The organism is Sphaerotilus microaerophilus (genome assembly GCF_023734135.1).
Taxonomy (GTDB): Bacteria; Pseudomonadota; Gammaproteobacteria; order Burkholderiales; family Burkholderiaceae_C; genus Sphaerotilus; species Sphaerotilus microaerophilus.
In genome coordinates, this window is the sequence record NZ_AP025730.1 from 5,494,318 (window position 1) to 5,513,804 (window position 19,487).

At 69.7% G+C, this 19,487-nt stretch carries 15 protein-coding genes; 11 read left to right on the forward strand and 4 right to left on the reverse strand.

Annotated features, from left to right (window positions below; all coding sequences use genetic code 11):
• Positions 1-71 precede the first annotated feature (71 nt).
• The 3 genes from NGK70_RS23725 to NGK70_RS23735 form a co-directional block, all read right to left on the reverse strand.
• The gene (locus NGK70_RS23725; RefSeq protein WP_251970912.1) at positions 72-1,631 is read right to left on the reverse strand and encodes an acyl CoA:acetate/3-ketoacid CoA transferase; all 1,560 of its coding nucleotides are present in this window, start codon (positions 1,629-1,631) and stop codon (positions 72-74) included.
• A gap of 46 nt (positions 1,632-1,677) precedes the next feature.
• A complete protein-coding gene (locus NGK70_RS23730; RefSeq protein ID WP_251970913.1) occupies positions 1,678-3,270 on the reverse strand; it encodes an acyl CoA:acetate/3-ketoacid CoA transferase in 1,593 nt (530 codons plus the stop codon).
• A gap of 72 nt (positions 3,271-3,342) precedes the next feature.
• Positions 3,343-4,548 carry a thiolase family protein gene (locus tag NGK70_RS23735; RefSeq protein WP_251970914.1) on the reverse strand — a complete coding sequence of 402 codons (1,206 nt, stop codon included), beginning with the start codon at positions 4,546-4,548 and terminating at the stop codon, positions 3,343-3,345.
• 334 nt (positions 4,549-4,882) lie between these two features.
• Between NGK70_RS23735 and NGK70_RS23740 the strand changes: the two genes are divergently transcribed.
• From NGK70_RS23740 to NGK70_RS26540, 10 genes are all read left to right on the forward strand, one after another.
• Positions 4,883-5,707: a crotonase/enoyl-CoA hydratase family protein gene (locus NGK70_RS23740; RefSeq protein WP_251970915.1), complete on the forward strand. Its 825-nt coding sequence runs from the start codon at positions 4,883-4,885 to the stop codon at positions 5,705-5,707.
• A gap of 4 nt (positions 5,708-5,711) precedes the next feature.
• Complete coding sequence (locus tag NGK70_RS23745; protein ID WP_251970916.1) at positions 5,712-7,598, forward strand: feruloyl-CoA synthase; 1,887 nt, start codon at positions 5,712-5,714, stop codon at positions 7,596-7,598.
• Positions 7,599-7,645: 47 nt separating this feature from the next.
• A complete protein-coding gene (locus NGK70_RS23750; protein WP_251970917.1) occupies positions 7,646-8,410 on the forward strand; it encodes an SDR family NAD(P)-dependent oxidoreductase in 765 nt (254 codons plus the stop codon).
• Positions 8,411-8,542: 132 nt separating this feature from the next.
• Positions 8,543-9,688 (forward strand): ABC transporter substrate-binding protein, encoded by a 1,146-nt coding sequence (locus NGK70_RS23755; RefSeq protein ID WP_428985553.1) that lies wholly within the window; start codon positions 8,543-8,545, stop codon positions 9,686-9,688.
• Positions 9,689-9,872: 184 nt separating this feature from the next.
• Positions 9,873-10,910 carry a branched-chain amino acid ABC transporter permease gene (locus NGK70_RS23760; RefSeq protein ID WP_251970919.1) on the forward strand — a complete coding sequence of 346 codons (1,038 nt, stop codon included), beginning with the start codon at positions 9,873-9,875 and terminating at the stop codon, positions 10,908-10,910.
• Between the two features lie 20 nt (positions 10,911-10,930).
• Positions 10,931-12,694 carry a branched-chain amino acid ABC transporter ATP-binding protein/permease gene (locus tag NGK70_RS23765; protein WP_251973883.1) on the forward strand — a complete coding sequence of 588 codons (1,764 nt, stop codon included), beginning with the start codon at positions 10,931-10,933 and terminating at the stop codon, positions 12,692-12,694.
• A 3-nt stretch (positions 12,695-12,697) separates the two neighbouring features.
• Entirely contained in the window at positions 12,698-13,438 is a 741-nt protein-coding gene (locus NGK70_RS23770; RefSeq protein WP_251970920.1) for an ABC transporter ATP-binding protein, read from the forward strand.
• 150 nt (positions 13,439-13,588) lie between these two features.
• Positions 13,589-15,370 carry an acyl-CoA dehydrogenase gene (locus NGK70_RS23775; RefSeq protein ID WP_251970921.1) on the forward strand — a complete coding sequence of 594 codons (1,782 nt, stop codon included), beginning with the start codon at positions 13,589-13,591 and terminating at the stop codon, positions 15,368-15,370.
• The gene (locus tag NGK70_RS23780) at positions 15,367-15,870 is read left to right on the forward strand and encodes a MarR family winged helix-turn-helix transcriptional regulator (RefSeq protein ID WP_251970922.1); all 504 of its coding nucleotides are present in this window, start codon (positions 15,367-15,369) and stop codon (positions 15,868-15,870) included. Before NGK70_RS23775 ends, NGK70_RS23780 begins: the two co-directional genes overlap by 4 nt.
• A gap of 181 nt (positions 15,871-16,051) precedes the next feature.
• Positions 16,052-17,485: a methyl-accepting chemotaxis protein gene (locus NGK70_RS26540; protein WP_310742560.1), complete on the forward strand. Its 1,434-nt coding sequence runs from the start codon at positions 16,052-16,054 to the stop codon at positions 17,483-17,485.
• An 81-nt stretch (positions 17,486-17,566) separates the two neighbouring features.
• Here NGK70_RS26540 and orn read toward each other — a convergent pair whose 3' ends face one another.
• Positions 17,567-18,142 carry an oligoribonuclease gene (gene orn / locus NGK70_RS23790; RefSeq protein WP_251970923.1) on the reverse strand — a complete coding sequence of 192 codons (576 nt, stop codon included), beginning with the start codon at positions 18,140-18,142 and terminating at the stop codon, positions 17,567-17,569.
• Positions 18,143-18,221: 79 nt separating this feature from the next.
• On the opposite strand from orn, the gene NGK70_RS23795 reads away from it, so the two are divergent.
• Positions 18,222-19,487, forward strand: a complete 1,266-nt coding sequence (locus NGK70_RS23795) for a M48 family metallopeptidase (RefSeq protein WP_251970924.1) — start codon at positions 18,222-18,224, stop codon at positions 19,485-19,487.

Consider the following 19,487-nt stretch of genomic DNA (forward strand, 5'->3'; position numbering starts at 1 on the left):
CTGGATCAGGTCCGGGATGAAAAAGGCCCGCGTGTGGCGGGCCAGGTCGGATAGGGCTGGGCGCTGCGGGTTCAGTGGGCGTTCACGGCCGCGGCCAGCCCGCCCCAGGTCTCGCTGAAGATGCCGGGGTCCATGATCTTCACGTCCTTCATGATCGGCTTGAAGGCCATGTGCGCCAGCACGTCACGCTCCAGATCGATGTCCGGAGCGATCTCGGTCAGCTCCAGGCCCTCGGGGCGCAGGTGGAAGACAGCGCGCTCGGTGATGAAGATGACGTTCTGCTGGCGCAGCGCGGCGTCGTGGCCGTTGAAGGTGACCTGTTCGACGCGGTCGATGAACTTCTTGTTGCGGCCTTCCTTGACGATCTCCAGCCTGCCGCCGCCGATCTTCAGCTCCACGCCGCCGGCGGTGAAGCTGCCGCAGAACACCAGGTTCGGCGTCGAGCGGGTGATGTTGATGAAGCCGCCACAGCCCACCGGGCGGCCGCTGAACTTGCTGACGTTGACGTTGCCGTGGTGGTCCACCTGGGCCAGGCCGAGGAAGCTGGCACTCAGGCCACCACCGTCGTAGAAGTCGAACTGGAAGCTCTGCTCGATGATCGACTCGGCGTTGTAGGCCAGGCCGAAGTCGCCCAGCTGCGCGGGCACGCCGCCGTTGACGCCGGATTCGATTGAGAGCTTGAGCAGGTCGGACACACCCTCCTCGGCCGCCACGGTGGGGATGCCGGCGGGGATGCCGATGCCCAGGTTGGTGATGGCGCCGGGGCGCACTTCCATCGCGGCGCGGCGGGCGATGACCTTGCGCTCGTCCAGGGGCATCGGCTCCAGGTGGCCCAGCGGCACGCGGATGTTGCCGCACAGCGCCGGGTTGTACTGGGTGGCGATGGTCTGCATGTGGTTCTCGGGCTTGGCCACGACCACGTAGTCGACCAGGAAGCCCGGGACCTTCACCGCCTTGGGGTGGAGGCTGCCGGCCTGCACGATCTGCTCGACCTGGCAGATCACCACGCCGCCCCAGCGCTTGGCGGCCTGGGCGATGGAGAGCTGTTCGAGCAGCACGCCTTCCTTGTCCAGCGTGAGGTTGCCGTTCTCGTCGCAGACGGTGCCGCGGATGATGGCCACGTCGATCTTCGGCGAGCGGTAGAAGAGCCACTCCTGGCCGTCGAACTCCACTGCCTTGACGAGGTCCTCGGTGGAGGCGGCGTTCATCTTGCCGCCCTCGTAGCGCGGGTCGACGAAGGTGCCCAGGCCCACCTGCGTGAGCAGGCCGGGCGACTTGTTGGCGATCTGGCGGGTCAGGTGCGACAGCGAGCCCTGCGGGAAGTTGTAGGCCTCGACCTCGCCGTCGAAGACCATCTTCATCATCTCCTTGCCGGTCTGGCCGAAGTGGCCGGCAATCACTCGCTTGATCATCCCCTTGTGGGCGAAGTGCTTCATGCCCGCCTCGCCGGAGTTGCCCACCGCGCCGCAGGCCCAGGTGGACACCATCTGCGGGTGGCCGGTGGCCAGGAAGTGGCGCTCCAGGCCCTGCAGGATCTCCTCGGGCAGGCTGGTGACGGCCAGGCCGCCCAGGAAGATGGTGGCGTGGTCGGGGATCAGCGGGCCGACCTGGTCGGCGGTGATGACTTGCATGCGGGGCTCCGTGCGCCACGGGGGGGCGCGCTACAAGGAAAGAAGGTCAGTGGCCAGGATGGGCGGGATGCGCAGAAGGCGCGCGGCGCACGATGTCGCCCAGGCCGCCCCAGGTCTCGCTGAACAGGCCGGGGTCCATCCGCTTGACATCGCGCACGATGGGCGGGAAGTCCATCTGGTCCAGCACGTCGCGCTGCAGGTCGACGCCCGGGGCGATCTCGGTCAGCTCCAGGCCCTCCTCGCGCAGGTGGAAGACGGCGCGCTCGGTGACGAAGACGACGTTCTGGCGGCGCTGGGCGGCGTCCTCGCCGTTGAAGGTGACCTGCTCGACCTGGGTGATGAACTTCTTCGAGCGGCCTTCCTGGAGGATGGTCAGCTTGCCGTCGCCGATCGCCAGCTTCAGCCCGCCGGCGGTGAAGGTGCCGCAGAAGACCAGGTTGGGCGTCGAGCGGGTGATGTTGATGAAGCCGCCGCAGCCCACCGGGCGGCCGCTGAACTTGCTGACGTTGATGTTGCCGTGGTGGTCCACCTGCGCCAGGCCGAGGAAGCTGTAGTCCAGACCGCCGCCGTCGTAGAAGTCGAACTGCGCGCTCTGCTCGACCATCGACTCCGGGTTGTAGGCCTGGCTGAAGTCGCCGCCCTGCGCCGGCACGCCGCCGGTGACGCCGGACTCGACCGAGAGCGTCAGCAGGTCGGCAATGCCCTCCTCGGCCGCCACCGCCGGCACGCCGGCCGGGATGCCGATCCCCAGGTTGGTGATGGCGCCTGGGCGCAGCTCCATCGCGGCGCGGCGGGCAATCACCTTGCGCTCGTCCAGCGGCAGGGGCTCCAGGTGGCCCAGCGGCACCTTCACATCGCCGCTGAAGGAGGGGTTGTAGACCGTCGAGATGGTCTGCATGTGGTTCTCGGGCCGGGTGGCCACGACCACGTAGTCCACCAGGTAGCCCGGGACCTTGACGCGTTTGGGGTGGATGGAGCCGGCCTCGACGACGCGCTCGACCTGGCAGATCACGATGCCGCCGCAGCGCCGCGCGGATTGGGCGATGGCCAGCTGCTCCAGCAGCACGCCCTCCTTGTCCACGCTGATGTTGCCGTTCTCGTCGGCCAGGGTGCCGCGGATGATGCCCACGTCGATCACCGGCGTCGGGTAGTGCAGCCACTCCTCGCCGGCGAACTCGACCAGCCTGACCAGGTCCTCGGTGGACGCGGCGTTCATCTTGCCGCCCTCGTAGCGCGGGTCGACGAAGGTGCGCAGGCCCACCTTGGTCAGCAGGCCGGGGGTGCGGGCGGCGATGTGGCGGGTCAGGTGCGAGATCGAGCCCTGCGGGAAGTTGTAGGCCTCCACCTCCGCGGCGTGGACCATCTTCATCATCTCCGGCCCGGTCTGGCCGAAGTGCCCGGCGATCACGCGCTGGATCATGCCCTTGTGGGCGAAGTGCTTCATGCCGCCGTCGCCCGAGTTGCCGATCGCGCCGCAGGCCCAGGTGGTGAGCTGCTGCGGGTGGCCGGTGGCCAGGAACTGGCGCTCCAGACCCTGCAGCACCTCCTCCGCGAGACTGCCCATGCCCAGGCCGCCGAGGAAGATCGTGGCGCGGTCCTTGATGAGGGCGCCGGCTTGGTCGGCGGTGATGATCTGCATGCGGGGCTCCTGGGGCGTTCGGTCGGGCGGGGAGAGGCGGGCTTGGGTCAGCGCGCGCTGACTTGGCGCGGCTTACTTCTTGCGGCTGTCCGTCACGCGCAGCACGCAGGCCACGCCGCTGTCGCCAGCGGCGCAGCCGGTGAACACGCCCACGCCGCCGCCGCGCAGCACCAGCTCCTCGACCAGCTCGATCACACCGCGCAGGCCGGTGGGGCCCTGCGGGTGGCCCCAGATGATGGAGCTGCCGTAGTTGTTCATCTTCCGCCAGTCGAAGCCGGTGTCCTTGGCGAAGGCCAGGTCATTGACGGCAAACGGGTTGTGGGTCTTGACGGCATCCACGTCAGCGATCGTCAGGCCGGCATGCTTGAGCGCGTTCAGCGCCGCCGGGGCCGGGGCCATCGGCATGTGGGCCTTCTCGACGCGGGCCTGGCCGAAGCCGAGCAGCTCGATCTCGATGCCCGCGTCCATCGACACCTCGCGCGCGATCTCGCGGGTGGTGACGATCGCCCCGGCGTTGCCGTCGGCCGGGTGGGTCTGGGCGCCGAAGGTGATGGTGCCGCCCTCGCGCACCGGCTTCAGGCGCGCCAGGCCTTCGGCGGTGGTCGGGAAGATGCCTTCGTCGGCACTCAGCGCGCCGGTCTGCTTGCGGAAGCCCGAGTCGAAGATCGGCGCGTCGACCATGTAGCGGCGCTGGAAGGCGCGGTCGTTGGCCAGCGCGGCCTGGTACTGCTCGAAGCGGTGCAGCTTCAGCTCGTGCTGGTCGGCCAGCGTCACGCCGTACTTGGCGGCCACGTTCTCGCCGGTCTCCAGCATCGCCTTGCCGGCGTAGGGGTCGGCGGCGAAGTTGTCCAGCGTCCAGCGCTCGGTGATGCCGTTGCCGCCGGGGGCGGTGGCGTCGGGGTAGTGGACGATCGGGCCGTTGGACATGCGGTCGCACATCACCAGCAGGGCGCAGGAGGCGGTGCCGCCGTCGATCTCCTGCGTGGCCATCTGCAGCGAGCGCACGCTGGTGGCGCAGGCCTGCTGCACGGTCGGGCCGGCGACGCGGTCGATGCCCATCAGGCCGGTGAGGTACGGCAGGCCGTAGAAGCTGCCCTTCTGCGGATTCGTCATGCCCAGCAGCCCCAAGTCGACGCGCTCCATCGGGAAGTGCTTCGCCGCCAGCGCGGTCTTGCCGGTGATGGCGGCCAGCCGCACCGAGTTCAGGTTGGCGAGCGAGCCCTGCCACTTGGCGAAGGGCGTGGACCAGTAGACACCGTAGGGCAGGAAGGCGGACATCGGGGACTCCGGGGGGGACGCGGCAGAACGGGGGCGCAGGAGGTGCAAGGCCGTTCACCGGCCTCGCGCGGGCAGGACCGCCGCGGCGACAGGCGCCAGGGATCCTGTGGCTTGATAGTTTATTTCATGAATCACTTGGTAGATCCCCCTCTAGGGAAAACCCGATGTGAACCGAGATCCTATTGCGTGCGAGCCGCGCCACCTGCATCATTGTGCACCTCAAGATAATTCAGGCAAGTAAGCAAATCGTGGCACCTCGGTGACACAGGCCCGCTGCCCGGATGCCCTGTCCCCTCGGCCCGCCCCTCCCTTTTCGCGTTCCTGCCCGCCCGCCATGAGCCACTCCGACGCCCCCGTGTTCGAACCCGTCACCGGCCTGCTGGCCAGCCTGGACCTGCTGGAGATCTCCCAGGCCGGGGCCGTCCTGCATGTGCGGCTGAACCGGCCGACCAAGCGCAACGCGATCAACGACACGCTGATCGCCCAGATCCACACCACCTTCGTGAACCTGCCGGCCGATGTGCGGGCGGTGATCCTCAGCGGCGCGGGCGAGCATTTCTGCGCCGGGCTGGACCTGTCCGAACTGGTGGAGCGCAACACGCTGGCGGCGGTGCTGCACTCGCGCGGCTGGCACGCGGCCTTCGAGGCCATCCAGTACGGCCGTGTGCCGGTGATCGCGGTGCTGCACGGCGCGGTGGTGGGCGGCGGCCTGGAGATCGCGGCGTCCTGCCACATCCGCGTGGCGGAGGACTCGGCCTACTTCGGCCTGCCCGAAGGCCAGCGCGGCATCTTCGTGGGCGGCGGCGCCTCGGTGCGCGTGCCGCGGCTGATGGGCACCTCGCGCATGATGGACATGATGCTCACCGGCCGGGTCTTCGACGCCGACCAGGGCGAGCGCTACGGCGTCGTCAACTACCGCACCGCCGACGGCGAGGGCTTCGCCAAGGCGGTGGCCATCGCCCGCAAGATCACCAGCAACGCGCCGATGACGGCCTTTGCGGTGATGCACGCGCTGCCGCGCATCGCCGAGATGTCGCCCAGCGAGGGCCTGTTCGCCGAATCGCTGATGGCCTCCGTGGCCAGCAACACGCCCGAGGCCCAGGACCGGCTGCGCGCCTTCCTGGAAGGCCGGGCCGGCAAGGTCGTGAAGGAGGGCTGAGCCCATGAGCGCTGCCCGCTTCCGCGAAGCCCACGTCGGCGGCTGCACCGAGGCCACGCTGGAAACGCGTGCCGACGGCACGCAGGTGCTGCGCTCCACCGAGGCGCTCGGCTGGCACCCGGAGAACCTGGGCGACCTGCTGGCGCAGTGGGCGACCGAAGTGCCGGAGCGCACCTTCGCCGCCCGCCGCGCCGCACGGCCCGACGGCACGCGCGGCGACTGGGTCCGCATCAGCTACGCGCAGATGCTGCAGCGCGCCCGGGCGCTGGGCCAGGCCTTCGTCGACCTGGGGCTGTCGCCCGAGCGGCCGATCGCCATCCTGTCGGACAACGACCTGGAGCACCTGTCGATCATGATGGGCGCGATGTGGGCCGGCGTGCCCTTCGTGTCCGTCTCCTCGGCGTACTCGCTGATCTCCACCGACTTCGGCAAGCTGCGCCACATCCTGGGCACGGTCACGCCAGGGCTGGTGTATGCGTCGGACGCGCGCTTTGCCCGGGCGATCCAGACCGTGGTGGCGGCCGATGCCACCGTGGTGCTGGGCGAGGGGCAGATCGAGGGCCGCGCCACCCGCTCGTTCGCCGAGCTGCTGGCCACCGCGCCGGGTGCGGGCATCGACGCTGCGCATGCGGCGATCACGCCCGAGACCATCCTGAAGTTCCTGTTCACCTCGGGCTCGACGAAGACGCCCAAGGGCGTCATCACCACGCACCGCATGCTCTGCGCCAACCAGCAGATGCTGCGCCAGTGCATGGCCTTCCTGGCCGACGAACCGCCGGTGCTGGTGGACTGGCTGCCCTGGAGCCACACCTTCGGCGGCAACCACAACCTGGGCATCGTGCTCTACAACGGCGGCACGCTGTACATCGACGACGGCAAGCCCACGCCGCGGGGCATCGCCGAGACGATCCGCAACCTGCGAGAGATCGCCCCCACGGTCTACTTCAACGTGCCCAAGGGCCTGGAGGAGATCGCCCGCGCGATGGACGGCGACGCGCAGCTGCGCCAGACCTTCTTCTCGAAGGTGCAGGCCATCATGTTTGCCGCCGCCGGCCTGTCGCAGGCGGTGTGGGACGCGCTGGACGCGCATGCCGAGGCCACGGTGGGTGAGCGCATCCGCATCCTCACCGGCCTGGGCATGACCGAGACGGCGCCCTCCTGCACCTTCGTGGTGGGCACGCACGCACGCTCGGGCTACATCGGCCTGCCCTGCCCGGGCGTGGAGGTGAAGCTGGTGCCCAACGCGCAGGACAGCGGCAAGACCGAGGTGCGCTTCCGCGGCCCCAACGTCATGCCCGGCTACTGGCGCGAGCCGGAGAAGACCGCCGAGGCCTTCGACGAGGAAGGCTTCTACTGCACCGGCGACGCGGTCAAGCTGGTCGATCCCGATGACCTGCGCCTGGGCCTGCTGTTCGACGGCCGCATCGCCGAGGACTTCAAGCTCTCCACCGGCACCTTCGTCAGCGTCGGCCCGCTGCGCGCCAAGGCCATCGCCTACGGCCACCCCTGCGTGCAGGACGTGGTGGTCACCGGCCTGAACCGCGACGAGATGGGCATGATGGTCTTCCCCCGCCTGGCCGACTGCCAGGCGCTGGCGGAGTCCGCCGGGCTGGCGCCGGGCGCGGGCCCGGCCGAGGTGCTGCACCACCCGGCGGTGCGCGGATTCTTCCAGGCGCTGTGCAACCGCCTGGCGGCCGAGGGCACCGGCAGCGCCAACCGCGTGGCGCGCCTGCACGTGCTGGTGGAGCCGCCCTCCATCGACCACGGCGAGATCACCGACAAGAGTTCGATCAACCAGCGCGCCGTGCTGACGCACCGCGCCTCGCTGGTCGAGGCGATGTACGAAGGCCCCACGGCCGACCCCTACCTCATCCTGCCCGTCAAGGGCTAGACCCCAACGTACCGGCCCCGTGCCGCATTCCGATCAGGAGATTTCCCATGCAGATCCAAGGACAAGCCGCCCTCGTCACCGGCGGGGGTTCCGGCCTCGGCGAGGCCGTCGCCCGCGAACTCGCCCGCCTGGGCGCCAAGGTCACGGTGCTGGACGTCAACGAGGCCGGCGCGCAGCGCGTGGCCGCGGAGATCGGCGGCGTTGCGTGCAAGTGCGACATCACCGACAGCGCCTCGGTCACCGCCGCGCTGGACGCCGCCGAGGCCGCCCACGGCCCGGCGCGCATCGTGATGAACATCGCCGGCATCGGCGGTGCCAAGCGCATCATCGCCAAGGACGGCTCGCCCGCCCCGCTGGAAGACTTCGAGCGCGTGGTGCGCATCAACCTGATCGGCACCTACAACGTCATCCGCCTGGCCGCCGCGCGCATCGCCAAGCTGGAGGCACTGGAGGACGGCGAGCGCGGCGCGATGGTCTGCACCGCCTCGGTGGCGGCCTTCGACGGCCAGATCGGCCAGGAGTCCTACTCGGCCTCCAAGGGCGGCATCGTCGGCATGACGCTGCCGCTGGCGCGCGACATGGCGCAGTACGGCATCCGCGTGTGCACCATCGCCCCGGGCCTGTTCGCCACCCCGCTGATGAAGACGCTGCCCGAGCCGGTGCAGCAGTCGCTGGCCGCCTCGATCCCCTTCCCCTCGCGGCTGGGCAAGCCCGAGGAGTTTGCGGCGCTGGCCTGCCACATCGTGAGCAATACGCACCTGAACGGCGAAACCATCCGCCTGGACGGCGCGCTGCGCATGGCGCCGCGCTGAGCGCGCAACCACCGGACCAGGTGCCCGCGCACAACCCCCACACCGGGGCGGCCCCAATGGCGGCCCCGTGGTGCAAGCGGCACAGTCCGGCCCGATTTCCCACCGAAGCTTCCCCCGAGCCCCACAGGAGACATGACGATGACCCCCACGTTCAAGACCCTCGCTGCCGCCGCCCTGATCGCGCTTGCTGGCGCCGCCCAGGCTGACATCACCATTGGCGTCAGCCTCTCGCTGACCGGCCCGGCCAGCGGCCTGGGCATCCCCTGCAACAACGGCGTCAAGCTCTGGCCGACCACCATCGCGGGCGAGAAGCTCAAGGTCATCGTGCTGGACGACGCCGCCGATCCGACCAAGGCCGCGCAGAACGCCAAGCGCTTCGTGACCGAGGAGAAGGTCGACCTGGTGGTGGGCTCGGTGGCCACGCCGGCCGCCATCGCGATGGCCGACCCGATCGCCGAATCGGGCACCTTGCAGCTGATGCTCTCGCCGGCCAACCTGCCCGCCGGCAAGGACGCCTGGGCCTTCCGCCTGCCGCAGTCCAACGCCGTGATGGCCCACGCCATGCTGCAGCACATGAAGAAGCAGGGCGTGAAGACCGTCGGCTTCCTGGGCTACACCGACGCCTATGGCGAAGGCTGGCTGGTGGACTTCAAGGCCGAGGCCGCCAAGATCGCCCCGGAGATCAAGATCGTCGCCGCCGAGCGCTTCCAGCGCTCCGACACCTCGGTGACCGGCCAGGCGCTCAAGCTGGTCAGCGCCAACCCGGACGCCATGCTGGTCGTTGCCTCCGGCTCGGGCGCCGCGATGCCGCACAAGGCCATCGTCGAGCGCGGCTACAAGGGCAAGATCTACCAGACCCACGCCGCGGCCTCGCGTGACCTGATGCGCGTGGGCGGCAAGGACGTCGAAGGCTCCTACGTCGTCTCTGGCCCGGCCGTGGTGGCCGACCAGCTGCCCGACAGCCACCCGTCCAAGAAGATCGCCCAGGACTTCATCGCCCAGTACGAGAAGGCCTATGGCCCGAACAGCCGCAACCAGTTCGCCGGCCACTCCTACGACGTTGCCCTGGTCCTGCAGAAGGTGGTGCCGGTGGCGCTGAAGAAGGGCAAGCCGGGCACCAAGGAGTTCCGCGCAGCGCTGCGCGAGGCCGTCGAAACCATGGGCCGCACGGTCGTGTCCCATGGCGTGCTGGCCTACACCAAGGACAACCACTGGGGCTTCACCACCGAGACCGGCGTGATGCTCAAGGTGGTCAACGGCGACTGGAAGGTCGAGTGACCCTGCTCTGAACGGCGAGGCCGGCGCTTCCTCCCCTACCACCGCTGACCGGTTGGGGCGGGGCGCCGGTCCCGGCCTGCGTGCGCCGCCACGGGGTGGCAGCGCACGAGCCCCGAGCCGATGCCCGAGCGCGCCCCTGCGCGCCTGAACGGCACCGCCTCGCACAGCCTCCGACGGAATCCGCATGGACTTCTCCATCGCAAGCATCCTCACGCTCGACGGCGTCACCAACGGCGCGATCTACGCGCTCCTGGCCATGGCCACGGTGCTGCTGTTCGCCGTCACGCGCGTGATCTTCATCCCGCAGGGCGAGTTCGTCGCCTTCGGCGCCCTCACATTGGCCATCCTGCAAACCAACCAGGTGCCCGGCACGGTCTGGCTGCTGTTGATCATGACGGCAGTGGCCACGCTGCTGGAGGTGGTGCACGGCATCCGCCGCGGCGCACCGGCCGCACGCTGGCTCAGGGCCGCGGCGCAGACGGCCGCCTACCCGGTGGCGATCTCGCTGCTGACGATCTGGGCCGCGCCGCAGGGCTTCCCGCTGTGGGTACAGGCGCTGCTGACGCTGGCGCTGGTGACGCCCTTCGGCTCGCTGGTCTACCGGCTGGCCTACGAGTCGCTGGCCGATGCCACCGTGCTGGTGCTGCTGATCGTCTCGGTGGGCGTGCACTTCGCACTGACCGGGCTGGCGCTGCTGTTCTTCGGTGCCGAGGGCTTCCGCAACCCGAGTTTCTGGGATGAGCGCTTCAGCATCGGCGCGCTGACCCTGTCGGGCCAGGCGGTGATCATCTTCCTGGCCTCGGCGGCGCTGATCGTGATGCTCTTCCTGTTCTTCGAGCGCTCGCTCTACGGCAAGGCGCTGCGCGCCACCGCGGTGAACCGCCTGGGCGCGCGGCTGATGGGCATCTCGTCGACCAACGCCGGGCGGCTGTCATTCACGATGGCGGCCTTCATCGGCGCGCTGTCGGGCCTGCTGATCGGGCCGACCACGACGATCTTCTACGACAGCGGCTTCCTGATCGGCCTGAAGGGCTTCGTCGCGGCGGTGTTCGCCGGCCTGTCGAGCTACCCGCTGGCCGCCGTCGGCGCCCTGGGCGTGGGCGTCCTGGAAGCCTTCGGCTCGTTCTGGGCCAGCGCCTTCAAGGAGGTGATCGTGTTCACCTCCATCCTGCCGGTGCTGCTGTGGCGTTCGCTGCGCGACCCGCACAGCGACGAGGAGTGACACACGTGAATGCACGTCAAATGGTTCTTGCCGGCGTGGCCGCCCTCCTGGCGCTGCTGCCCATCGCGGGGGTTCCGGAGTTCTGGATCACCCAGCTCAACTACATCGGCCTGTTCGCCATCGTGGCGCTGGGCCTGGTGCTGCTGACCGGGGTGTCCGGGCTGACCTCCTTCGGCCAGGCGGCCTTCGTGGGGCTGGGCGCCTACACCTCGGCCTACCTCTCCACCGCGCATGGCGTCTCGCCCTGGCTGACGATCCTCGTCGCGCTGGTGATCACCGTCGCGGTGGCGCTGGCGCTGGCGTCGATCACGCTGCGCATGTCGGGCCACTACCTGCCGCTGGCCACCATCGCCTGGGGGCTGTCGCTGTACTACACCATGTCCAACATGGAGTTCCTGGGCAAGTACGACGGGATCCTGGGCGTGCCGGCGATGGAGTTCTTCGGCATCAGCCTGGCTTCCGGGCGCAGCTACTTCTACCTGATCTGGGTCGTTGCGCTGCTCGCCGCGGTGGCGGTGATCCACCTGCTGGACTCGCGCACCGGCCGGGCCATCCGCGCCCTCAAGGGCGGCGTGACGATGGCCGAGGCGATGGGCATCTCCACCTACAGCTACAAGGTGCTGGTGTTCGTGCTGGCGGCGATCCTCGCCTGCGTGTCGGGCTGGCTGTTTGCGCACTTCCAGCGCACCGTCAACCCCTCGCCCTTCGCGATCTCCAAGGGCATCGAGTACCTCTTCATGGCGGTGCTCGGCGGCGTGGGCAACGTCTGGGGCGCCTTCGTCGGCGCCGGTCTGGTCAAGCTGCTGGAAGACCAGCTGCAGGTGCTGCTGCCCAAGCTGTTCGGCGGCAGCGGCAACTACGAGATCATCGTCTTCGGCATCGTGCTGGTGGTGGTGCTGAAGTACGCGCCGCAGGGCCTGTGGCCCTTCGTCGAGAAGCTGGCGGGCCGCTGGCTGCCGGCCCAGCGCCGCGTGCGCGACTGGGCCGACGCCGCCGCGCTGGAGGAGCGCAGCAAGCCCACGCCGGGCGAGCTGCTGCTGGACGTGCAGGCGGTGCGCAAGCAGTTCGGCGGGCTGGTGGCGGTCAACGACGTGAGCTTCACGATCCGTGCCGGCGAGATCATCGGCCTGATCGGCCCGAACGGCGCCGGCAAGTCGACCACCTTCAACCTCATCACCGGCGTGCTGCCGCTGACGGCGGGCAACGTGACCTTCCGCGGCGAGAAGGTGGGTGGGCTGGCCTCGCGCGAGATCGCCCGGCGCGGCATGAGCCGCACCTTCCAGCACGTCAAGATGCTGCCGGAGATGACGGTGCTGGAGAACGTCGCCCTGGGCGGCTACCTGCGCAGCCACGCCGGCGTGGTCAAGGCCATGCTGCGGCTGGACCGCGACGAGGAGCGGCGCCTGTTCAAGGAGGCCGAGCGCCAGCTGGAGCGCATCGGCATGAAGGACCAGATGCACGAGCTGGCCGGCAACCTGGCGCTGGGCCCGGCCCGGCTGATGGAAATCGCCCGCGCGCTGTGCACCGACCCGGCCCTGCTGCTGCTGGACGAACCCGCCGCCGGCCTGCGCCACAAGGAGAAGCAGGCCCTGAGCACGGTGCTGCGCCAGCTCAAGGCCGAAGGCCTGAGCATCCTGCTGGTGGAACACGACATGGACTTCGTGATGAACCTGACCGACCGCATCACGGTGATGGAGTTCGGCACCAAGCTGATCGAGGGCACGCCGGAGGAGGTCCAGGCCAGTCCGGCCGTCCGCGCGGCCTATCTCGGCACGGAGCACTGAGCCATGAGCATTGCGAACCCGAACGACCTGCTGCTCGATGTACGCAACCTCCACGCCGGCTACGGCCGCGCCGAGGTGCTGTCGGGCCTGAACCTGAAGCTGCCGCGCGGCTCGGTGGTCACCGTGATCGGCCCCAACGGCGCGGGCAAGTCCACCACGCTGAACGCGCTGATGGGCGTGCTGCCCTCACGCGGCGAGATCACCTTCGACGGCCAGCCGCTGGCCAACGTCACGCTGGAAGAGCGCGTGATGATGGGCCTGGCGCTGGTGCCGGAAAAGCGCGAGCTGTTTTCCACCATGCCGGTGGAGGACAACCTGGTGCTGGGCGGCTACCGCCAGATGCGCGCCGGCAACGCCCAGTGGCGCGACCAGATCGACAAGGTTTACGAGCTGTTCCCGCGCCTGAAGGAGCGCCGCACGCAGCTGTCGGGCACGCTCTCGGGCGGCGAGCGCCAGATGCTGGCGGTAGGCCGTGCGCTGATGAGCCAGCCCAAGGTGCTGATGCTCGACGAGCCCAGCCTCGGCCTGGCGCCGCTGGTGGTGCGCGAGATCTTCCGCATCATCGAGCGGCTGCGCGAGACGGGCGTGTCGATCCTGCTGATCGAGCAGAACGCCCGCGCCGCGCTGGAGGTGGCCGACTACGGCTACGTGCTGGAGACCGGCGCGATCGGCCTGGAAGGGCCGGCGAAGGACCTGGCCGAGGATCCGCGCGTCATCGAGACTTACCTCGGCGCGAAAAAGTAACCCCCCGTTGCGGCTGACGCCGCTCCCCCCCAGGGGGGCGCCACCAGCGGACCGGCTGAGCCGGATCCGCGGTGGCCGCTTGACGAACATCGAACCGCTGCGTTTGCCCCGGCCGCCGGTCCGGCAGCCGAGCCCAAAGGGAAGAACCCCATGAGCACGTACATCCCTCCGCTGGAGGACATGCAGTTCGTCATCGAGCAGGTGCTCGATGCCCCCGCCTCCTGGCGCGCGCAGCCCGCATTTGCCGAGCTGGACGGCGACATCGCCCGCGAGGTGCTGGAGCAGGCGGCGCGCTTCGCCACCGAGGTGCTGGTGCCGATCAACGGCCCGGGCGACAAGCAGGGCTGCCGCTGGAGCCCGGAGGGCGTAAAGACCCCCGACGGCTATCCGGCGGCCTGGAAGCAGTTCGTCGAGGGCGGCTGGCCCGCGCTGGCCTGTGACCCCGAGGTCGGCGGCCAGGGCCTGCCCAACCTGCTGAACGCGGCGCTGTTCGAGATGCTCTGCGCCAGCAACCACGGCTGGACGATGTACCCCGGCCTGCTGCACGGCGCCTACGAGGCCATCAAGGCCACCGCGGTGGGCGAGATCCGCGAGCGCTACCTGCCCAAGGTGGTCAGCGGCGAGTGGTTGGCGACGATGAACCTCACCGAGCCGGCCGCCGGCAGCGACCTGGGGCTGATCCGCAGCCGCGCCGAGCCGCTGGACCCGCGCCCGGACGGCAGCATCGCCAACGGCGACCGCATGGCCATCACCGGCAACAAGATCTTCATCTCCGGCGGCGACCAGGACATGACGGACAACATCGTCCACCTGGTGCTGGCCCGCCTGCCCGATGCGCCGGGTGGCACGAAGGGGCTGTCGCTGTTCCTGGTGCCCAAGTTCATGCCGGACGGCACCCGCAACAACGCCTGGTGCGACGGCATCGAGCACAAGATGGGCATCCACGGCAGCGCCACCAGCCAGATGCGCTTCGAGCGAGCCGAGGGCTGGCTGCTGGGCGAGCCGCATGCCGGCCTGGCCGCCATGTTCCTGATGATGAACGCCGCGCGCCTGCACGTGGCGATGCAGGGCCTGGGCCACCTGGACGCCGCCACGCAGAAGGCGGTGCGCTACGCCCAGGAGCGCGTGCAGCTGCGCGCCCCGCTGCGCCCGGCAGACGTCCCCGCGGGTGGCGGCCCCGACCGCATCGAGTGGCACCCGGCCATGCGCCGCATCCTGCTGACGCTGCAGGCGCAGAGCGAGGGCGCACGCGTGCTGGCCTACTGGATCGGCGTGCTGCTCGATGAATCCGAGCACCATCCGGACGAGGCACGCCGCCGCCATTGCACGAACCTGGTCGCCCTGCTCACGCCCGTGGCCAAGGCCTTCCTGACCGACCTGGGGCACCGCGGCGCGGACGACGCGCTGGGCGTGTTCGGCGGCTACGGCTACGTGCACGAGTACGGCGTGGAGCAGCATGTGCGCGACAGCCGCATCGCGATGATCTACGAGGGCACCAACGAGATCCAGGCCATCGACCTGGTGATGCGCAAGCTGCTCGACTCGCCGCGGCGCAGCGACGCCCTGCTGGCCGAGATCGAGGCCGAGGCCGCTGCCTGTACCGCCGACGGCCTCGCGCTGGAGGCCGGAGCGCTGACGGCGCAGATCGCCACCGTGCGCGGCGCGCTGGAAGCGCTGCAGGCCGCCCGCGCGGCTGACCCGGAAGCCCCGCTGCGCGTGGCCGACGACGTGCTGCACGGCCTGGGCCACACGATGCTGGCCTGGGCCTGGGCGCGCAGTTCGCGCTGCGCCCCGCGCCACGCCAGCCCGGCCCAGCGAGAGCGCAAACGCGAGGTGGCCCGCTTCGGCCTGCAATGGCTACTGCCTGCAGCGCAGTGGCGCTGGCAACGCGTGCAGGACTGGGCCCTGCCGCTGCCCTGGGTCCGCACGTGAGCGGCACCCCGCCCGAGACCCGGCGCCGCAGCCCGGCCGTCCGGGCCCAGGAGCTTGACGAGGGCGTGCTCGCCAGCGTGCTCGGCTACCACATCTCCCAGGCGGTGGTCACCACCCTGGGGCTGTTTGCGCGGCACGTGGGCGAGCCGCTGGACCTGCGCCCGGTCGAGTTCTCCCTGCTGCTGCTGCTGCAGGCCAACGAGCAGGTCACGCCCAAGCAGTTGGCCCAGGCGCTGGCTCTGTCGGCCCCCAACCTGACCATCCTGCTGGACCGGCTGCAGGAGCGCGGCGTGATCGAGCGGGTGCGCTCGGAGGCCGACCGGCGCTCCCAGAACGTGCTGCTCACGCCCGCCGGGACCGAGCTGACGCAGCGCTGCATGGCGCTGTGCACCACGATGGAGCAGGACCTCGACGGCTGCCTCAGCCCCGGCGAACACCTGCTGCTGATCGAGTTGCTGCAGAAGGTGATTCGCCACGGCCGGCACGGATCACACGGGTGACCACAGGTCAGCCGCGGTGAAATGGCCTGCGGCCAACCGATTTCTCTGGGCTTCAGCAACCGTCGACTCCGCCGATATTTCGATCTCAGTGGGCGTGGCGGGGATATCTCCTGGCCGACGCCACTGCCAGACCCGCCCAGGTGGGCGGATCTGCACCTGAAGTACTCCGAGGTGTCGCCCCATGTCGCTGTCTGCCCTCCTGTCTGATCACGCCCTGGCGGGGGCGCGCCGCACCCACCAGGTGCCGTTGATCGCCGCCTGGATCTCCTGCTTCGTGGCCATCGGGCTCGGAATCCAGTCGGACAACCTGGCACTCGGCCTGTTCGGCGGCCTGCTGCTGGCCGGCAGCTTCACCTTCATGGCCTGGGCCGCCCCGGCGTCGCGCGCCACGGCCACCTTCAGTGGCGTCGCCCTCATGTCGCTGGTCGGGCTGCACATCCACCTGGCCCGCGGCGCCACCGAGATCCACTTCGGCGTCTTCGCCCTGCTGGCGGCGCTGGTGGTCTACCGAGACTGGCTGCCCATCGTCGTCGGGGCCGCGACCATCGCCACACACCACGCCAGCTTCCTGTGGTTGCAGCAAAGCGGCTTTGGCGTTTACTGCTTCACCCAGCCGACCTTCACGGAGCTGGTCAAGCACGCCTCCTACGTGGTGGTCGAGGGCGGCCTGCTGGTCTACCTGGCCGACCAGATGCGCCGCGACGAGCGTCGCTTCCTCGACGTGGAAGCCGTCGTCGATGCCGTGGTGATCAACGGCGATCAGGTGGACCTGGGCACGGTGGCTCGCCTGGAGGTGCGCGCCAGCCAGGCCCGCAAGCTGCAGGAACTGCTCACACGCATCCATGCATTGGTGGCGCGGCTGGGCGAGTCGATCGGCTCGATCACCCTCGCCACCCGCGAGATCGCCTCCGGCAACCAGGACCTGTCGGCCCGTACCGAGCAGACCGCCAGCTCACTGCAGCAGACCGCCAGCTCGATGGAGCAGCTCACCGGCACGGTGCACCAGACGGCCGATTCGGCCCGCACCGCCAATCAGCTGGTCAGCTCGGCGTCCACGTCCGCCCAGCACGGCGGCGAGGTGGTGGCCCAGGTGGTCAGCAACATGGCCGACATCACGGCCTCCAGCCGCAAGATCGCCGAGATCATCGGCGTGATCGACGGCATCGCCTTCCAGACCAACATCCTGGCGCTCAACGCCGCGGTGGAAGCCGCTCGTGCCGGCGAGCAGGGCCGTGGCTTCGCGGTGGTGGCCGGCGAGGTGCGCAACCTGGCCCAGCGCAGCGCCAACGCCGCCCGCGAGATCAAGAGCCTGATCGGCGCCAGCGTCGAGCGGGTCGAGTCCGGCAGCCAGCTGGTGCAGCAGGCCGGCAGCGTGATGAGCGAGATCGTGGCGGGCGTGCAGCGCGTCACCGACATCATCGGCGAGATCAGCGCCGCTGCCACCGAGCAGAGCAACGGCCTCGCGCAGGTCAACGGCGCGGTCACGCAGCTCGATCAGATGACGCAGCAGAATGCGGCGCTGGTGGAGCAGAGCACCGCCGCAGCCGAGAGCCTGCGCGAGCAGGCCGAGCAGGTGCGCCAGCTCATCAGCCACTTCGAGCACGCCCGGGCCTGATCGGCCAGGCACCCACCCGACCCCGAGCTCCCGCTTGCCGGCCCCTGTGGCCGGTCCTCCTTTGCCTCGCCGCCTGGCAGATCAGGCTGCCAGGAAGTGCTCGCGGTAGTAGAGCAGCTCGTCGATGGACTCGTGGATGTCGGCCAGCGCGGTGTGCTTCTGCGCCTTCTTGAAGCCATCCATGATGCCGGGCTTCCAGCGCCGCGCCAGCTCCTTGAGCGTGGAGACATCCAGGTTGCGGTAGTGGAAGAAGTTCTCCAGCTCCGGCATGTAGTTGGCCATGAAGCGGCGGTCCTGGCAGATGCTGTTGCCGCACATCGGCGACTTGCGCGCGCTGACGTACTGCATCAGGAAGGCCTTGATCTGTGCCGTGGCGGCGGCCTCGTCGAGGGCCGAGGCACGCACGCGGTCGATCAGGCCGCTCTTGCCGTGGGTGCCCTTGTTCCAGGCGTCCATGCGATCGAGCACGGCGTCGCTCTGGTGCACCGCGATCACCGGGCCTTCCACGCGCACCTGCAACTGCGCATCGGTGACGACCACCGCGACCTCGATGATGCGGTCGGTGGCCGGCTCCAGGCCGGTCATCTCCATGTCCAGCCAGATCAGGTTCAGGTCGTTCTTGGCCAGCACGGCAGCGGGGGTCGCGGGTTCGGTCATCGGGTTCTCCAAACAACCCGGAATTCTCCCATGCAGCCCGGCCGCGGCGGGGCCGCGGGCCTTGGGGGACAATCCCGGCATGAATTCCCTCACCGTCACGACCGTCTTTGCCACCGCCCTGGTGCTGATGCTGGGGCTGCGCATGTGGCTGATCGGCCGTCAGGTGCGCCACGTCGCCCGGCACCGCGCTGGCGTGCCCGCCGCCTTCGCCGGCACGGTGAGCCTGGAGGCCCACCAGAAGGCGGCCGACTACACCATCGCCAAGCAGCGCTTCGAGCTGGTGACCATCGCCTGGGGCGGCGCCGTGCTGCTGGGCTGGACCCTGCTGGGCGGGCTGGATGCGCTCAATGGCTGGCTGCGTGACGGGCTGCAGCCGCGCTGGGGCGACCTGGGCTACCAGCTCGGCCTGATGGTCGCCGTGAGCGTGATCGGCGCCGCGCTGGACCTGCCCTTCGACCTCTGGCGCACCTTCCGCCTGGAGCAGCGCTTCGGTTTCAACCGCATGACCTGGGGCCTGTGGCTGCGCGACCTGCTGATGGGCAGCCTGCTGGGTGCCCTGATTGGCCTGCCGCTGGCCGCGCTGATGCTCTGGCTGATGGCGGCGGCCGGCAGCCTGTGGTGGCTCTGGGCCTTCGGCGTGCTGGCCGGGTTCACATTGCTGATGCAGGTGCTCTACCCCACCGTCATCGCCCCGCTGTTCAACAAATTCCAGCCGCTCGCCGACGAGGGCCTGGCGGAGCGCGTCCGGGCCCTGATGCAGCGCTGCGGCTTCCGCGCGCAGGGCCTGTACGTGATGGACGGCAGCAAGCGCTCGGCGCATGCCAATGCCTACTTCACCGGCTTTGGCGCCAGCAAGCGGGTGGTGTTCTTCGACACCCTGCTCTCGCGCCTGTCGCCCGGGCAGGTCGAGGCGGTGCTCGCCCACGAACTCGGCCACTTCCACCACCGCCACGTGCCCAAGCGCCTGGTGGCGGTGATGGGCGTGTGGCTGCTCAGCCTGGCCCTGCTGGGCTGGCTGATGAAGCAGCCGGCCTTCTACACCGGCCTGGGCGTTCAGCCCAACCTGTTCGCCCCCAGCGATGCGCTGGCGCTGCTGCTGGTGGTGATGGCCGGGCCGGTGTTCGGCTTCTTCATCGGCCCGCTGACGGCCGCGGTGTCGCGCCGCCACGAGTTCGAGGCCGATGCCTACGCCTGCCGCCAGGCCGCGGCGGCCGACCTGCAGGCCGCGCTGCTCAAGCTCTACGAGGACAACGCGTCGACCCTGACCCCCGATCCGCTGTACGTGCGCGTGTACTACTCGCACCCGCCGGCCAGCGAACGCCTTGCCGCCATGCAGGGCGCCTGA

Excerpts from the sequence above, each read along its gene's own strand:
- NGK70_RS23740 (WP_251970915.1), top strand. The coding sequence starts at position 4,883 with ATGAGCCACTCCGACGCCCCCGTGTTCGAACCCGTCACCGGCCTGCTG.
- NGK70_RS26540 (WP_310742560.1), top strand. The coding sequence starts at position 16,052 with ATGTCGCTGTCTGCCCTCCTGTCTGATCACGCCCTGGCGGGGGCGCGC.
- NGK70_RS23765 (WP_251973883.1), top strand. The coding sequence starts at position 10,931 with ATGGTTCTTGCCGGCGTGGCCGCCCTCCTGGCGCTGCTGCCCATCGCG.
- orn (WP_251970923.1), bottom strand. The coding sequence starts at position 18,142 with ATGACCGAACCCGCGACCCCCGCTGCCGTGCTGGCCAAGAACGACCTG.
- NGK70_RS23760 (WP_251970919.1), top strand. The coding sequence starts at position 9,873 with ATGGACTTCTCCATCGCAAGCATCCTCACGCTCGACGGCGTCACCAAC.
- NGK70_RS23730 (WP_251970913.1), bottom strand. The coding sequence starts at position 3,270 with ATGCAGATCATCACCGCCGACCAAGCCGGCGCCCTCATCAAGGACCGC.
- NGK70_RS23775 (WP_251970921.1), top strand. The coding sequence starts at position 13,589 with ATGAGCACGTACATCCCTCCGCTGGAGGACATGCAGTTCGTCATCGAG.
- NGK70_RS23735 (WP_251970914.1), bottom strand. The coding sequence starts at position 4,548 with ATGTCCGCCTTCCTGCCCTACGGTGTCTACTGGTCCACGCCCTTCGCC.
- NGK70_RS23750 (WP_251970917.1), top strand. The coding sequence starts at position 7,646 with ATGCAGATCCAAGGACAAGCCGCCCTCGTCACCGGCGGGGGTTCCGGC.
- NGK70_RS23745 (WP_251970916.1), top strand. The coding sequence starts at position 5,712 with ATGAGCGCTGCCCGCTTCCGCGAAGCCCACGTCGGCGGCTGCACCGAG.
- NGK70_RS23770 (WP_251970920.1), top strand. The coding sequence starts at position 12,698 with ATGAGCATTGCGAACCCGAACGACCTGCTGCTCGATGTACGCAACCTC.
- NGK70_RS23725 (WP_251970912.1), bottom strand. The coding sequence starts at position 1,631 with ATGCAAGTCATCACCGCCGACCAGGTCGGCCCGCTGATCCCCGACCAC.
- NGK70_RS23755 (WP_428985553.1), top strand. The coding sequence starts at position 8,543 with ATGACGATGACCCCCACGTTCAAGACCCTCGCTGCCGCCGCCCTGATC.
- NGK70_RS23795 (WP_251970924.1), top strand. The coding sequence starts at position 18,222 with ATGAATTCCCTCACCGTCACGACCGTCTTTGCCACCGCCCTGGTGCTG.